The sequence below is a fragment of the Gordonia jacobaea genome, from assembly GCF_001186365.1.
Lineage (GTDB): Bacteria > Actinomycetota > Actinomycetes > Mycobacteriales > Mycobacteriaceae > Gordonia > Gordonia jacobaea.
The window spans coordinates 320522-336184 of record NZ_LDTZ01000016.1 but is presented as its reverse complement, the minus strand read 5'-3'; the positions used below and the strand labels follow the sequence as shown (position 1 = coordinate 336184).

Here is a 15663-nt window from a genome sequence, read left to right as displayed (position 1 = left end):
GTCCGGCCGCGTGTCGACGCCTCAGCCGAGCCGCTTCGGCTATGCGGCGACGAAACCACACACCCTCACCTTTTCATCCGTATGGTGAATTCATGGCCCGATCTACTGCAGTTCAGGGCGATGCAGCCACAGCCCTGCTCAATATCGGCAAATTCTTTACCCGTTGGGACGAAACTTCCGACGGGAGAGTCGTTTTCCGTGACGGCGGCCGATCCGGCGACGTCTTCTACCGCGATCGGTGGAACCACGACAAGATCGTGCGGTCGACCCACGGTGTCAACTGCACCGGATCGTGTTCATGGAAGGTTTACGTCAAAGACGGCATCATCACCTGGGAGACTCAGGAAACCGACTATCCGTCGGTCGGTCCGGATCGTCCGGAATACGAGCCCCGCGGCTGTCCACGTGGCGCAGCATTCTCCTGGTACACATACTCGCCGACGCGGGTTCGCTACCCATACGCGCGCGGAGTTCTGGTCGAGATGTACCGAGCCGCCAAGGAAAAGACCGGCGATCCCGTGCTGGCATGGGCCGACGTCGTCGGAGATCCGTTGCGCCGCAAGTCGTATCAGCAGGCTCGCGGTAAGGGCGGCCTCGTCCGCGTGAGTTGGGACGAGGCCATCGAGATGGCTGCGGCCGCCCACGTGCACACGATCAAGACCTACGGCCCCGACCGATGCTCCGGTTTCTCACCGATTCCGGCGATGTCGATGGTGTCGCATTGCGTGGGGACGCGCTTCATCCAGTTGATCGGCGGGGTGATGACGTCGTTCTACGACTGGTACGCCGACCTGCCCGTCGCGAGCCCACAGGTCTTCGGCGATCAGACCGACGTCCCGGAGTCCGGTGACTGGTGGGATGCGTCGTATCTGATGATGTGGGGCTCCAACGTCCCGGTCACCCGAACTCCTGACGCGCATTGGATGGCGGAGGTCCGCTATCGCGGCACCAAAGTCGTATCGGTCAGCCCCGACTACGCCGACAACACCAAATTCGCCGACGAATGGCTACCGGCACAAGCAGGTACCGACGCCGCCCTGGCCATGGCGATGGGGCACGTCATCCTGTCGGAGTTCTTCGTCGCGAACACCACCGAGTTCTTCGACGAGTACGTGCGCTCCTACTCCGACCTTCCCTTCCTGGTGCACGTCGAGCAACACGAACACGGCCTCGTCGCAGGCAAGTTCCTGACCGCAGATGAGTTGGCGGGAGCCGATGAGAACGACTCCGACGCCGTGTGGAAGACCGTGGTACTCGACGAGCAGACCGGAGCAGCCACGGTTCCCAACGGCTCGCTTGGCTTTCGCCGCTCTGCCGCGGGCGAGGGCAGATGGAACCTCGACCTCGAGGGAATCACACCGGCGTTGACCCTTGTCGGTCGCGACGACGCCCAACTCGTCGAGATCGCTTTGCCGGCTTTCGACGCCCCGGATGGCAGCGGTTCGGTGCTACGTCGAGGTGTGCCGACCACCGTCATCGATGGCCACCGAGTCACCACGGTCTTCGACCTCATGCTCGCGCAGTACGGGGTGCATCGTGACCGAATGCCCGGCGAGTGGCCGTCCGGCTACGACGACGCGTCGACCCCCTACACGCCTGCCTGGCAGGCGGAGATCACCAGCGTGCCTGCGGAGGCAGCGATCCGGGTTGCGCGCGAATTCGCCACCAATGCAGTCGATTCAGGCGGACGATCGATGATCATCATGGGAGCCGGGATCTGCCAGTGGTTCCACGGCGACGCCACCTATCGGGCCATTCTCTCGCTGTTGATCCTGACCGGCTGCATGGGGCGCAACGGCGGTGGCTGGGCGCATTACGTGGGACAGGAGAAATGCCGCCCGATCACGGGATGGATGTCATTGGCCAACGGACTCGACTGGAGCCGACCGCCTCGCACCATGACGGGTACGTCGTACTGGTACATGCACACCGACCAATGGCGCAACGACGGCTATTCAGCCGCGTCACTGGCATCTCCGCTGTCGCGCGGCACGCTCGACCACGAACACACCGCCGACGCCATCGCGCAATCGGCGCGGCTCGGCTGGATGCCGTTCTATCCGCAGTTCGATCGCAATCCGCTCGACGTCGCAGACGACGCACGCCAAGCCGTCGACAGCGGCGATGCCGACTCCGCGTCGAGCTATGTGGCACAACATCTTTCCGACGGCACACTGACGCCGTCGATCAGCGACGTCGACGCCCCGGAGAACTGGCCACGGACGCTGGTTCTGTGGCGGTCGAATCTCATGGGATCGTCGGCAAAGGGCAACGAGTACTTCCTACGAAACCTACTGGGAACACACAACAATGTGCTCGGTGTCGAATCAGCCGACACTCCCCGACCCAAAGACGTTCGGTGGCATGAGAAAGCGCCGGAGGGCAAGCTGGATCTGCTGCTATCGGCGGACTTTCGCATGACGTCGACGACGCTGCTGTCCGACATCATCCTGCCCGCAGCCACCTGGTACGAGAAGAACGATTTGTCGTCGACGGACATGCACCCCTTCGTGCACGCCTTCTCCCCCGCCATCGATCCTCCGTGGGAAGCGAAGACCGACTTCGATCTCTTCCACCGCCTCGCCGCCGCGTTCTCCGAGCAGGCGAAGACGCACCTCGGTGTGCGGCACGATCTCGTCAGCACCCCCATGCAGCACGACACTCCCGGTGAGACAGCGCAACCCAAGGGCACCGTCGACGACTGGCACCGGTCGACGACGGTCGGCCATCCGGGAAAGAACATGCCTGCGTTCGCAGTGGTGGAACGCGACTACACCGCGATCGCCGACAAGCTCGCGACTGTCGGCCCACTCGCCGATACACTCGGCTTCGCCACCAAATCAGTCGCCTACGATGTCGCCGAACAGACGAAGATTCTGGCAGACAGCAACGGGGTGATGCTCGGCGGTGCGGGCGACGGTCGGCCGGCGATCGATACCGATGCGAAACTCGCCGAGGCAATTCTGCGGTTCTCCGGGACCACGAACGGCACTCTCGCCGTCCAGGGCTTCGAGAAACTTCAGAAGCGGGTCGGAAAGACACTCGACGACCTCGCAGAAGGCAACGCCGACAAGCACATCAGCTTCGCCGACACCCAACAGGCCCCGGTTCCGGTGTTCACCTCGCCGGAGTGGTCCGGGTCGGAAACCGGCGGTAGGCGATACGCCCCGTTCACCGTGAACATCGAGCGCCTCAAGCCATTTCACACTCTCACCGGTCGCATGCACTTCTACCTCGACCACGATTGGATGATCGACGTCGGCGAATCGATGCCCATCTATCGACCGCCACTGGACATGCATCGGTTGTTCGGCGAGCCACGACTCGGCCCTGACGGCGCGCAGCAGATCACCGTGAGATACCTGACGCCCCACTCGAAGTGGTCCATTCATTCGGAGTACCAGGACAACCTCCTGATGCTGTCACTGTCCCGTGGCGGTCCGACGGCGTGGCTGAGTCCCGACGATGCCGCAGCAATCGACGTGCACGACAACGAGTGGATCGAATGCGTCAACGCCAACGGCGTCGTGGTGTGCAGGGCAATCGTCAGCCATCGCATGCCCGCCGGAGTCGTCTATGTTCACCACGCGCAGGAACGCACGATCGACGTCCCGAAATCGGAGGCAACCGGTCGTCGGGGTGGAATACACAACTCGGCAACCCGACTCCTCGTCAAACCTACTCACCTGATCGGCGGATACGCCCAATTGTCTTATGCGTTCAACTATCTCGGTCCCGCCGGGAACCAGCGCGACATGGTGTCGACGATCCGTAAGCGCAGCCAGGAGGTGACGTACTGATGCGGGTGATGGCTCAGGTCGGGATGGTGATGAACCTCGACAAATGCATCGGCTGCCACACTTGCTCGGTCACATGCAAACAGGCGTGGACCAACAGGGCAGGCACCGAGTACGTCTGGTTCAACAACGTCGAAACCCGCCCGGGACAAGGGTATCCACGACGCTATGAGGATCAGGAGAAATGGCGTGGCGGCTGGCATCTGAACGGCAAGGGCAAGTTGAGACTTCGCACCGGCGGTCGGATGCAGAAGTTGTTGACGCTGTTCGCAAGTCCCGTTCAACCGACCATCTACGACTATTACGAGCCGTGGACCTACGACTACCAGATGCTCGTCGACGCCCCACTCGGCGACGACTTCCCTGTCGCGCGCCCGAAATCGCTGCTCACCGGTGACGACACGAAGGTCACATGGTCGGCGAACTGGGACGACGACCTAGGTGGCGCACCGGAATTGGGCGGGCTCGATCCAATCGTCGAGAAGCTGCGTCGTGAATCAGAAGATGCCGTCAAGTTCAGCTTCGAGCAGACGTTCATGTTCTACCTGCCCCGCATCTGCGAGCATTGCCTGAATCCCTCATGCATGGCGTCGTGCCCGTCGGGCGCCATCTACAAGCGCAGCGAGGACGGTATCGTCCTCGTCGACCAGGACCGGTGTCGCGGGTGGCGCCAATGCATCACCGGCTGCCCGTACAAGAAGATCTACTTCAACCACCGCACGGGCAAGGCCGAGAAGTGCACTCTCTGCTACCCGCGGATCGAGGTCGGGCAACCGACCGTCTGCTCCGAGACGTGCGTCGGGAGACTCCGGTATCTCGGATTGTTCCTCTACGACGTCGACGCTGTCACCGAAGCCGCCTCCACACCAAACGACACCGACCTCTACGAGGCCCAACTCGACCTGCTCCTCGACCCCAACGATCCCGACGTGATCGCCGGGGCGCGTGCCGAAGGCATTCCCGAGGACTGGCTCGACGCGGCACGTCGATCGCCAATTTACGCGCTGGCCAAGGAGTTCCGCGTCGCTCTGCCGCTTCACCCGGAATACCGCACCATGCCAATGGTCTGGTACGTGCCGCCGTTGTCGCCGATCGTCGACCTGCTCAGCGGGCAGGGCCACGACGCCGAGGACGCGGGCACCCTGTTCGGTGCGATCGACGCATTGCGCATCCCCGTGGAGTACCTCGCCGAACTGTTCAGTGCGGGCGACACCGCAGTAATAGATGGCGTCCTGCGCAAACTCGCGGCGATGCGCGCGTACATGCGTGACATCACGCTCGGCCGCGAACCCGACCCCGACATCCCCGCCTCTGTCGGTATGTCCGAAGAGCAGGTCTACGAGATGTACCGCTTGATGGCGATCGCCAAATACGAAGAGCGGTATGTGATTCCGACGGCCCATCTCGAGCAGGCCGAACAGCTCGACGAGATGGCGTGCTCACTCGACTACGAGGACGGGCCCGGCATGTACGGCTCCGGCGCCTTCGGCGAAGCGAGCGGAACCCCCACTCCGGTGTCGGTGGAGACCTTTCACGCGCTCAAGCAGCGCCAGACGACCGACACCGCGACCAGCTCACATCGCCTCGCCAACCGCACGAACCTACTGAACTGGGACGGTAACGGGTCGCCCGAAGGGCTGTTCCCCGACCGCCCCGCATCCGGCGACAGCAGCAACTCGAAGGCGTCGTCGTGAGGTGGCCTCGCCGCACGACTGCCGCCGATCATCGCGTGACGCGGCAGGTCTCGTCGTGGTGTCTGAGTTATCCCGACGATCAGTTAATCGACCGAATCTCGCTGCTGCGCAGGGCATTGTGTGAGCAGCCTGATCACCCTTCCATTCGTGAGCTGCTGACCTTCGTCGATCATCTCGAGTCGACGCCGCTTCCCACCCTGGTCGACGACTACGTCGACACATTCGACCTGTCACGCAAGCACACGCTGTATCTCTCGTACTGGACCGATGGCGACACGCGACGGCGTGGAGCCGCGCTCGGCGAGTTCAAAGCGCTCTATCGGAGCAGCGGCTTTGTCGTCGACCTCCACGGCGAGTTGCCCGACCACCTGCCGATCGTCCTGGAGTTCGCGGCGCGTGTCGACGCCGACGCGGGACAAGCGGTTCTGGAGAAGTATCGCCCAGCGCTCGAGTTGATCCGATTCGCATTGCGAGACCGTCGATCTCCGTACACGGCTGTGCTCACGGCGATCTGCTCGACGCTGCCCGGCGAGTCACCGGTGGACCGACAGGCTGCGCGCGCGATGACGCCGGCGCTCGGCGTCGAGGCCGTTGGCCTCGAGCCCTACGATTCGCGCCTACTGCCGCTGACCGCGACACATGCGAGAGGTGAGGCGTGATGGACGTATTCCTCTGGGGCGTGTTGCCATACGTCGTCCTGCTCATACTCATCGGTGGCACCATCTGGCGCTACCGCTACGACAAGTTCGGTTGGACCACGCGGTCATCGGAGCTTTACGAGTCGCGGTTGCTGCGGATTGCCTCACCGATGTTCCACTACGGCATCCTCGTGGTCATCGCCGGGCACGCGGTCGGTCTGGTCATCCCACAGTCCTGGACCGAAGCACTCGGTGTCTCCGAGACGATGTACCACTGGGGCGCAGGCTTTTTCGGCCTGCTCGCGGCGGCGGCCACACTGCTGGGCATCGGCCTGCTCATCTATCGACGTCGCACCACCGGCCCGGTGTTCATGGCGACGACCCGCAACGACAAGCTGATGTATCTGGTCTTGGTGTGCGCGCTGATCGCGGGAACCTACATCACAGTTGTCGGCGCAGTGGACCCCACTGGACCCGGGGTCAACTATCGCCAGACCGTCTCGCCGTGGTTCCGATCGATCTTCGTGCTGCAACCCGACATTCGCGCAATGGACGCAGCGCCACTGCGCTTCCACGTGCACGTCCTGATCGGTCTGGCCCTGTTCGCACTCGTTCCGTTCACACGTCTCGTGCACATGTTCACCGCTCCGATCCACTACCTGTTCCGGCCGTACATCGTGTACCGCAGTCGCGATCGACTGCCCACCCCCGGTGACCGCACGTCACGTCGAGGCTGGGAACCGGTGGGAGTCAAGGACCGCGACCGGTGAGCTACGCTCCACTCACTTGCGCTATGACCGGCAACACCTAGCTGAGAGGTTCGCACGTGACCACATCGTCGAATCGACGTCGTTCCCGAACTCGCCTGCTGACGACGGCTGTCGCCGCGATCGCCGCATGTGTCTCGCTTGCCGCGAACTCCGCAGGAACCGCGTCGGCCGCCCCTCAGCAACAGCTCGCCGACTACATCTCCGACGCCTCGCCCACCCCGGCCCGCGCCGAGACCTTCCTGCTCAACGGCGAGAGTCGCTGGCTCATCCCCACCGGCAACGGACCGAAGCAGACTACGTTCCCCGCGGCTTTCGCGCACAGCCTGTCGAATCCCGACGTGGCGCCCGCCGGTGCGAATGACTGGTCGTGCAAACCCCGGGCCGGCCGCAACCCTGTCGTCCTGGTCCACGGAACGTGGGAGAACGCCTACAGCAACTGGTCGATGATCTCCCCCGCGCTCCAGCAGGCAGGCTTCTGCGTCTACGCACTCGACTACGGAATACAGCCGCCCTCTCAAGGCGGTGGCGTAGCAGCAGCATTCCCCGGCGTGTACGGGACCGGCGACATCGTGAAGTCGGCAACCCAGATCAAGACCTTCGTCGACAAGGTGCTCGCATCCACCGGCGCAGCCAAGGTCGACATGGTTGGCCATTCGATGGGCGGGATCTCGACTCGCCAGTACCTGCGATTCGACGGCGGCGCCGCAAAGGTCGCCAACGTCGTGACTCTCGGCGCGACCAACAACGGCACAACGCTCAACGGCATCGGCACACTCGGACGCACCATCAACGATCTCGGCGTCGACATCCTCGGACCACTCGCACTCGGCGTCGGAGTCTCGGGAACCCAGCAGATCTACAACTCGCCGTTCCTGAAGAACCTCAACAGCGGCGGCGTCTACGCACTCGGCGACATCCGATACACGATCGTCGGCACCCGCTACGACGAGGTGACAACCCCCTACTCCAGCACGTTCTTCCCCAAGGGCACCAAGAACACCCGCAACATCACGCTGCAGGACGGCTGCCCCCAGGACACGTCCGACCACTTCTCGCTGAGCTATTCGCCCCGCGCGACGTCGATCGTGTTGCGCGCCCTCGGCGCCGACGTTCCGCTCGTCTGCGCACCGAACGCCTGGCTCGTCGGCTAGCGCTCCGCCCGCGGGCTCTCGGTCCGTATGACCGTTGATCCGTATGACATTCGCGCCCAGAATTCGGGCAGCGCGTCATACGGATCAACGCGACGGCGTCGCTGTCGGCACCTGAGTGGTCGGCCGCTGCGGCTGCTGCGCCTTCGGCGTCGGCGTCGGCGCGCTCATCGTCATCCCGAAGACGATCATCGACACGACGATCGCGGCTCCACCGATCACCACCGATCCCGCGACGGCACCGGCTGTCGCACCCGCCATGAGCCCCGGCAAACACCCGACGATGCCCGCGGCCAGCCCGACAAGGCAGCCGAGAACACCACCGAGAATCGTGCCGACCGACGTTCCGATGGCCATTCCGAGTGACAGTTCCGTGCCCATTCGAGTGATCGCTTTATCGAGTCTGTCTGCGCGGGCATCCGCGTCCGACGTCGCCGAGGTCGGCGGCGTCGAGGTGACGACAACCGTCGTCGTCTCGGCTGCGCGGTGCGGTGCCAGCGACACCGCTCGACTGATCGACGACGGATCGACGTGCAGTCGTGCCGCACCGCCCTGAAGTTCGACGCCCAGCTTGTAAACCCTCTGCGCCACTTCATATTTCAGTGGCGCGCTGGCGGCGACCCTGCCGTGCGGGTCGACGATCTGTATCTGATCGCCGGCCACTCGCAGAGCACCGGAACCGACAGTCAGGACCACGTCGTCGCCCTTCACTGCCGTGTGGAAATCTATCCGATTCGACGCCGGAGGTGGCGACGCGTCACCCCGACCCCCGTCACCGACGAGCCCGGCAACCACGCAGACCACCGTCGCCAAAGCGACCGATAACAAGAACACGAACAGCTTTCCTGACCGCGCGGTCAGAAACTCCCCCGAGCTTCGTACACCATGCTTTTTCATTTTATTCTCCCCCGAAAGCGCTACTTGGTTTTTCTGGTCGGCAGCTTTCGGCAATGGATCGTACGCCAGAATCAATCGATTCGCGCATTTGTGTCCGCCATCACGCAGCACCCTTCAAGACGCTCCACCAATCCGCAGAGGCACGCCGTTGCGGTAAATGGCTTACGACTTTCATCAAGTAGTAAATCCGTTGCGGTAGCTGTTCACGTGCACTAATGGTTAAATCGGACACTCTGTTCGTGATCTCCATCACATGAATATGACAACATTCAATGGCGCATTCATTCGACATCATTAATCGCACACTTCGGAGAATGAAACCGATTTAATGCCGATGATCTGCGGAAACAAGCACATTCACCGCTCACCTTCGATCACCTACTGATCGGTCAGTGAACACCTGTAATCAAGTTGAGCTTGAGGCTCGATAGACAACTATTGGTTGTGCAACCGGCCCCGGCGGGCTAAAAATGCATCACCACACCACGGAATCCCCGAGGTGGCCAATCGATGCAGAGAGCAACAATGAAGAAACAGACCAAGGGTGCAGTTGCTGCGGGGGGCGCGGCAGTTCTTCTTCTCGGAGGGCTCGGATCACTCGCGTATTGGAACGACAGCACGGCAATCGGCGGCTCGACCATCAGCTCAGGTCAGCTCTCGATGAGCAAAGACACGGGAACATGGACCGATCAGAACGGCTCCATCAATCCGACGTCATTCAAGTTCGTTCCCGGCGACACGCTCACGTACACAACGACGGTGAATATCAATGCGACCGGCGACAACCTGAAGGCGAAACTCTACGCCGATACATCGGGATTCACCTCGTCGGGATCTCTCGCTTCAGAAACGACGAAGACCATTTCAGCCAAAAAGAGTGGCGACGCATCGGCGACCGATATCACCCAGGGTGGAACGTCGCTGGCAATCAGCCCGACCGGCGGGGCGTCGGCCTACACGGTGGTGGTGACCCTCAAGCTTCCGTTTGCCTCGGCGACCAACTCGAGCCAGACGGACACGCTCAACCTGAACAACATCAGTCTGCACCTTGATCAGGTTCAAGGACCCAACCAGTCCTAAAGACCAGCGGGTCCTGCCCTCGGCAGTATCCGCTCTCGCGGCGCGCGAACTGGGGAGGGATTGCGCTGCAGGACTGACCGGGCACGACGGCCATTCGCGTTGTGCCCGGTCAGTCCCCCATATCCGACCAAGCAGTATCCGATACACAAGCGGAGAGAACGATGTCCATCACCAGTGGAAGGCATTCGTCACGTGTCGAATCATCTTCGACGCTCCGCCACGCCGCCGACGAACCCGGCTCGGACCAGAAGGGCGACTCCGACTCTGGTCCGCTGGACATGATCAGACTGACGCTGAGCTGGCTCTTTCTGTTCGTAGCCGTGGGATTGTTGGCGGCAGTCGTCGTCGTCCCACGTCTCGCGGGGGCGACGCCGTACACCATCATGACGTCGTCGATGCGGCCACACATGCCGCCGGGAACACTCGTGGTGGCGCGGACGGCTGACCCCGCGCAGGTGCATACCGGCGACGTCATCACCTACCAGTTGCGCTCCGGTCAGGCCGACGTGGTGACCCACCGCGTCGTCGGCGTCGGCCAGGACGGCCGCGGCGAACGGTTGTTCACGACGAAGGGCGACAACAACCCGACCACCGATCCAGCCCCCGTTCGCGCCGTGCAGGTCAGGGGAAAAGTCTGGTACTCGGTCCCCTACATCGGGTACCTGAACCAGGTCATCACGGGTCGACAGCATGTGATCGCTGTGTACGTGGTGGCGGGGCTCCTCCTCGCCTACGCGGTGTTCATGGTGCTGTCGTCTGCGCGCGATCGCCGACGAGCTCGCCGCGAACGCAGACGTGAGACCGCCTGATGCACAGCGCAATACGCATGTCGAAGTCATCCGCGCACCGACGCCGACGCATCACCTCACAACAGAGGATCGTCTTCGGATGTCTTGTGGCACTGATCGTCTCGGCGTTGATGGCGATATCGGTCCGGCAGTCCGGCGCATACTGGACGTCGAATGTCGCGGCATCGGCGTCGACCATATCCTCGGGAGCGCTGGTCCTGACCGCGGGCGGTAGTCACAACCTGGCACTGACGTCGCTCGGTGGGACAGCGCTGAGTCCCGGCAGTAGGAAGACTGTGAGCGTCACTGTCGCCAACGGCGGCGACACCACGCTCGGATACAAACTCACCAACGTCGCGACGTCCGATGGTCATCTGACACTGACGGCCTCGGCGATGCCGGGAACCGATGCGACGAGCTGCGACGGCTCGACTGCGACAACACTGCCGGGTACTGCACTCACCACATCGGGAAACTACCTGACACTGTCGAGCGGGCAGACACAATTGCTCTGTCTGCGTGGCACTTTGGATATCACCGCGGTCGCGGGTGCCACCTACACGGGGTCATACACGTTCGGAGCGATCCAGCAGCAATGATCATCAGGACCCTCCTCTCCTCACGCCTGCGCGCACTGTGCTCACTGGGCATGGTGCTAGGGCTTTGCGCGATCTCGACGATGGCGTCGTGGAGCGATTCGGCAAGCGTGACCACAGCGGCGTTCACTGTGGGATCGGTCGACCTCAAACTCAACGGACAGGATTCGTTGATGTGGACCGCGATGAACCAGTCCGACATGCAGCCCGGTAGTTCACGGGCAGCCAGCCTCACCGTCAAGAACTCGGGGGGCTACAACGTCACCTACAGTGCCATCATTGCTCCCGTGACCACGGGTGTGATGTACGACCACGGGGTTTTCCGTGTGTACTCCGGGGCGACTCCTGTCAATGGCAACGGCGTCGGAAAGTGTTCAGGCGGAACAGCAATCGGCACTCTCGAACCAGGACTGAGCACCACCGAATCGAGCGCAATCCCCACACTGCCGACACATACGGGCTACGTGCCCTGGCCGTCTTGGGTAGCAGGCAAGACATATCCCTGGATCGGTACGCGTGCGCTTGCCGCAGGCCAGTCGGAGACGCTGTGCGTCTGGTTCGCCGTCGACCCAGACGTGCTCTACACCGTAGACGAGAACGACGGTGTAACTGCGGGATTCACGTTCACTGCGACGCAGGCCAACTGAGATGCGCAAGATAGCAAGAGAACTCGTTCTGACTGTCGGAGCAGCCCTCGGCCTTCTGTGCATCGGGTTCGCCATCGCAGTGCATGCGTTCGGAATAGCACCACTGGTGGTCCGCTCGGGGTCGATGGCGCCGACCATGCCGATCGGTTCACTGGCACTCGCCACTCCCGTGCACGGTACCGACGTGCGTCCGGGCGACATCGTATCGATCTCTCGACCAGACGGAAGCCGGATCACACACCGCGTGATCAGCACCGCCGCGGCGTCGCAGGTGGCGGTAACCGCCTACCTGAAAGGTGACGCCAACCAGTACCCGGACCCGGCGCCCTACGTCATCGGAGATGCACATCGGGTCGTCGTGACGATTCCTCTCGCCGGCTACGCGGCGTCGTGGATGCAGACACCCGCGGCCCGGATTCTGCTCGGCGTTGCCTCAATGACACTGGTGTACCTGAATTTTCGACGACGCCGGGGTCCGGCTACGGATGATCCCGGCTCTGCTGGACACACACCCGGGGCTGGGCGCACCAGCGAGGACCGGGTTTCGGAGCCGCGCACGCGAGCGGCACGTCATCGCGCACGACACACCACCGCCACGGCGGGTGTCGCGTCCGCGGTGGTGGTGGCGCTGGCTACGCAGCAGGTCGGAGCCGCGCGTGCCGCATCGCTCGTCGACGTTGCAGTGATGTCCAGTTCGATCAGCATGGGCACGTTCGGAAACTCGATCCCCAATGTCCGCGGCGCCGTCGCAATCGCCACCACGTCAGGTGCGGCAGGCTGCAAGATCAGCTGGACCGCACCGTCATCCGGGTTCTCGGTGCGGGTGTCGTTTCTTCCGAAGGGCGTGGCGGTGCCGGCCGATCACGACCCGACGCCAACCACCTACCAGTCGGAATACACGCTGACCGCAGGCACGCTCAGCTACGTCGCGACCGCGCCGACAGACGTTGTCGGCACCGACACGACGGCCGCCAACGGACAGATCTTCACCATCCGCACGGTGCGCACGTCCGATCAGATGGTCTCGGCGAACTTCGCGTACGGCTATGTGTATCGCGCATCGTCGTCGAGCAACTACGCCTGCGGAGTGCGCTCGGCCGACGGCAACGCGAACTACACCTGGCCCGCAACGTCGTCGGGTGTGCAAAGTCTCGCACTCAAAGCCGGCGTCGCGGCGTCGACCTCGGGTACGACCAGCAGTTCCGCAGCGAGTTCGACGCCCAGCGGTGCGGCATCGAGTTCGGCAGCGGCACAGTCGAGTTCGTCGACGGTCGCGAAGTCGAGCGGCAGCGAGACGTCGAGCACGATGTCGGCTGCAGGGTCTTCGACGCCACCGTCGAGTTCCTCCACGTCGACGTCATCCCCGTCGACCACCACGGTCACCTCGACAGCCGTCGCGGTGTCGGGCACCACGTCACCATCGAAGGCGGTGAGCGCGTCTCTCACCGGGACGACACTCACTCTGACCGATACAGCCTCGGGCGCAACGGTGTTCACCGACGCAGTGCAATCGGGGTCGACGCTCACCTGGGATGCCACCGACGACGTCCTGACCATCCATCAGCCGGACGGCAGCAGCGTACTCGTCAAGAAGGTCGGCTCGGCATGGCAGGCCTACGACGTGACGACGACGACCGTCGCTCCCGCGAGCACGACGACGGCCACCCCGAGCAGCCAGCCCGGTACGACCTCGTCGACCGGCGCCGCGGCTACCACTGGGACTCCCTCCGGCTGACCTCGGGTCATCAGAAGTGTTCGATCCCAACGCATATCACGCCAGACCGTCACGTGCGTGACGGTCTGGCGTGAGGGTCTCTCTGCGGATAGCGGAGGTCACCTGTTCGCGCTCGCGGCAGCAGCCGCGATTGCCTCGAGCACCGGCGGGACGTCCAGTTCACCGGTGACTGCCTCGATCAGCGTCAGCGATGTCGGGTGCGCGGCAGCGTCGACGAGCATGCCGGTCAACTCGGCCTGTGTCGTCGCCCGATGGGTCCGCACTGTCGAGACGTCGCCGCCCAATGCGTACGGCAGCAGCGTCCACCGCCAGGGAGCGATGTCGTTGTAGTTCATCTCCGGACCGTGAATCGCACGCTCGACGGTGTAGCCATTGTTGTTGACGACGATGATCACCGCGGGGATACGCTGCCGGATGAGCGTGCCGAGCTCGGCAACCGTGAGCTGTGCCGCGCCGTCACCGATCAGCAATACCGGTCGACGATGCGGTGCCGCGATCGCCGCCCCGATCATGGCGGGTAGCGTGTAGCCGATCGACGCCCACAAAGGCTGGCCGATGAACACCGCACCACTCGGAAGTCGTTGCGCCGCAATGCCACAGAAGCTGGTTCCCTGGTCGGCGAGGATCACGTCGTTGCCGGTCAGCGCCGCGGCGACAGCCTCCCATAGCTCCTTCTGGGTCAGCGGTGCATGCGGATCGGGCTCGACGTCGCCCATCGACGTTGTAAGTGACACCGGCAGGTCAGGTCGCGGGGGGACGATCTCGGCCAGTACGGCCAGTGCGTCGCGCATCTCGATGCCCGCGAAGGTCTCACCACCGACTACCGCGGTGTGCGGTTGCAGATCGATGCGGACCGCGTCGTCGAGGCGCTGTGTGAAGTATCCGGAGATCAGGTCGGTGAAACAGACCCCGGCGGTGATGAGACACTCGGCGTCCTCGACCGCGGCGCGCACGTCGGGCTGGGTCGCGTCACCGAGGTACAGCCCGAGGTATCCGGAGCCACGCTCGTCGACGACGCGCCGCCCCCACAGCAACGACGCGTAGCGCAGTCCACCGACCTTCAGGAGATGATGCAGTTGATCCACCGCACCGGATCGATGGACAAAGATGTCGGCGAGCACGACCGGCGATCGGTCGGCGATCAATTGTGTCGCGGCGTCGGCGAATCGGGCGAGCTGGTCGACGTCCGTGCGATTGGCAGGTACTTCGAGGACAGTGGTGGGCGGTTCACACGACTGCTCGGCGACGTCGGCGGGCAGCGAGAGGTATCCGGGACGCCCCTCGGCCACCATCGCGGCGAGCACCCGGTCGATCTGTGCGGTGGCCGTGCCGTGCTGCAACATCTCCTGTGCCACAGTCACTTCCGCGGACATGCGCAGCATGTGGGTGAAGTCGCCGTCACCGAGTGAGTGGTGCGTCGCCCGTCCGGCTGCCTGAACCGCCTCGGTGGGTGCACCCACCAGGTGCAGCACCGGGACGTGCTCGGCGTACGAACCTGCCACCGCGTTGATGGCGCTGAGCTCACCGACTCCGAAGGTCGAGCACACCACCCCGACGCCGTTCATCCTGGCATAGCCGTCGGCCGCATAGCCCGCGCCGAGCTCGTTCGCGGTGCCCACCCAACTGATCGACGGATGCTCGTCGACGTGGTCGAGGAGCCCGAGGGTGAAGTCGCCCGGGACACCGAAGATGGTGTCGACGCCGAGATCGGCGAGACGGTCGAGGAGGTAGTCGGAAACGGTGTAGGTACTCGTGACGTTCATGTCCGCGCCTTTCGTCATCGCCGGGGAGCCCCTTGTGGCTCGTTCAGGAAGCGATGAACTCAGTTTTCGCGATCACGGACGTCCCACCCACCCGCCATCTGGCCGATGTT

At 63.5% G+C, this 15663-nt stretch carries 12 protein-coding genes; 10 read left to right on the top strand and 2 right to left on the bottom strand.

The features are described from left to right. The first annotated feature begins 92 nt into the window (after positions 1 to 92). From ABW18_RS10225 to ABW18_RS10205, 5 genes are read left to right on the top strand one after another with little or no spacing between them, the layout of a single operon-like run. Positions 93 to 3800 (top strand): nitrate reductase subunit alpha, encoded by a 3708-nt coding sequence (locus ABW18_RS10225; RefSeq protein WP_049698864.1) that lies wholly within the window; start codon positions 93 to 95, stop codon positions 3798 to 3800. After that, positions 3800 to 5491 (top strand): nitrate reductase subunit beta, encoded by a 1692-nt coding sequence (narH, locus tag ABW18_RS10220; RefSeq protein WP_049698863.1) that lies wholly within the window; start codon positions 3800 to 3802, stop codon positions 5489 to 5491. Before ABW18_RS10225 ends, narH begins: the two co-directional genes overlap by 1 nt. Next, entirely contained in the window at positions 5488 to 6150 is a 663-nt protein-coding gene (narJ, locus tag ABW18_RS10215; protein ID WP_049698862.1) for a nitrate reductase molybdenum cofactor assembly chaperone, read from the top strand. The genes narH and narJ overlap by 4 nt, the downstream gene beginning before the upstream one ends. Continuing rightward, positions 6150 to 6899, top strand: a complete 750-nt coding sequence (gene narI / locus ABW18_RS10210; protein ID WP_049698861.1) for a respiratory nitrate reductase subunit gamma — start codon at positions 6150 to 6152, stop codon at positions 6897 to 6899. The genes narJ and narI overlap by 1 nt, the downstream gene beginning before the upstream one ends. 56 nt (positions 6900 to 6955) lie before the next feature. Further along, positions 6956 to 8050, top strand: coding sequence for an esterase/lipase family protein (locus ABW18_RS10205; RefSeq protein ID WP_049698860.1), 1095 nt, complete (start codon positions 6956 to 6958; stop codon positions 8048 to 8050). Between the two features lie 84 nt (positions 8051 to 8134). Here the strand turns inward: ABW18_RS10205 and ABW18_RS10200 are convergent, their stop codons facing one another. Continuing rightward, on the bottom strand, positions 8135 to 8944 hold the full coding sequence (locus ABW18_RS10200) for a DUF8020 domain-containing protein (protein ID WP_152930053.1): 810 nt from the start codon (positions 8942 to 8944) through the stop codon (positions 8135 to 8137). A 525-nt stretch (positions 8945 to 9469) separates the two neighbouring features. Here ABW18_RS10200 and ABW18_RS22250 point away from each other — a divergent pair. The 5 genes from ABW18_RS22250 to ABW18_RS10175 all read left to right on the top strand — a co-directional run bounded on the left by ABW18_RS22250 (position 9470) and on the right by ABW18_RS10175 (position 13790). Then, positions 9470 to 10024, top strand: coding sequence for an alternate-type signal peptide domain-containing protein (locus ABW18_RS22250; protein ID WP_053117434.1), 555 nt, complete (start codon positions 9470 to 9472; stop codon positions 10022 to 10024). Positions 10025 to 10185: 161 nt separating this feature from the next. Further along, positions 10186 to 10833, top strand: a complete 648-nt coding sequence (locus ABW18_RS10190; RefSeq protein ID WP_049698858.1) for a signal peptidase I — start codon at positions 10186 to 10188, stop codon at positions 10831 to 10833. 17 nt (positions 10834 to 10850) lie between these two features. Next, a complete protein-coding gene (locus tag ABW18_RS10185) occupies positions 10851 to 11411 on the top strand; it encodes a hypothetical protein (protein ID WP_152930052.1) in 561 nt (186 codons plus the stop codon). Then, complete coding sequence (locus tag ABW18_RS10180; protein ID WP_152930051.1) at positions 11408 to 12055, top strand: SipW-dependent-type signal peptide-containing protein; 648 nt, start codon at positions 11408 to 11410, stop codon at positions 12053 to 12055. The genes ABW18_RS10185 and ABW18_RS10180 overlap by 4 nt, the downstream gene beginning before the upstream one ends. A gap of 1 nt (position 12056) precedes the next feature. After that, positions 12057 to 13790 carry a signal peptidase I gene (locus tag ABW18_RS10175; RefSeq protein WP_049698855.1) on the top strand — a complete coding sequence of 578 codons (1734 nt, stop codon included), beginning with the start codon at positions 12057 to 12059 and terminating at the stop codon, positions 13788 to 13790. A 98-nt stretch (positions 13791 to 13888) separates the two neighbouring features. On the opposite strand, the gene ABW18_RS10170 is transcribed toward ABW18_RS10175, so the two are convergent. After that, the gene (locus ABW18_RS10170) at positions 13889 to 15553 is read right to left on the bottom strand and encodes an alpha-keto acid decarboxylase family protein (protein ID WP_049698854.1); all 1665 of its coding nucleotides are present in this window, start codon (positions 15551 to 15553) and stop codon (positions 13889 to 13891) included. Between the last annotated feature and the right edge of the window lie 110 nt (positions 15554 to 15663).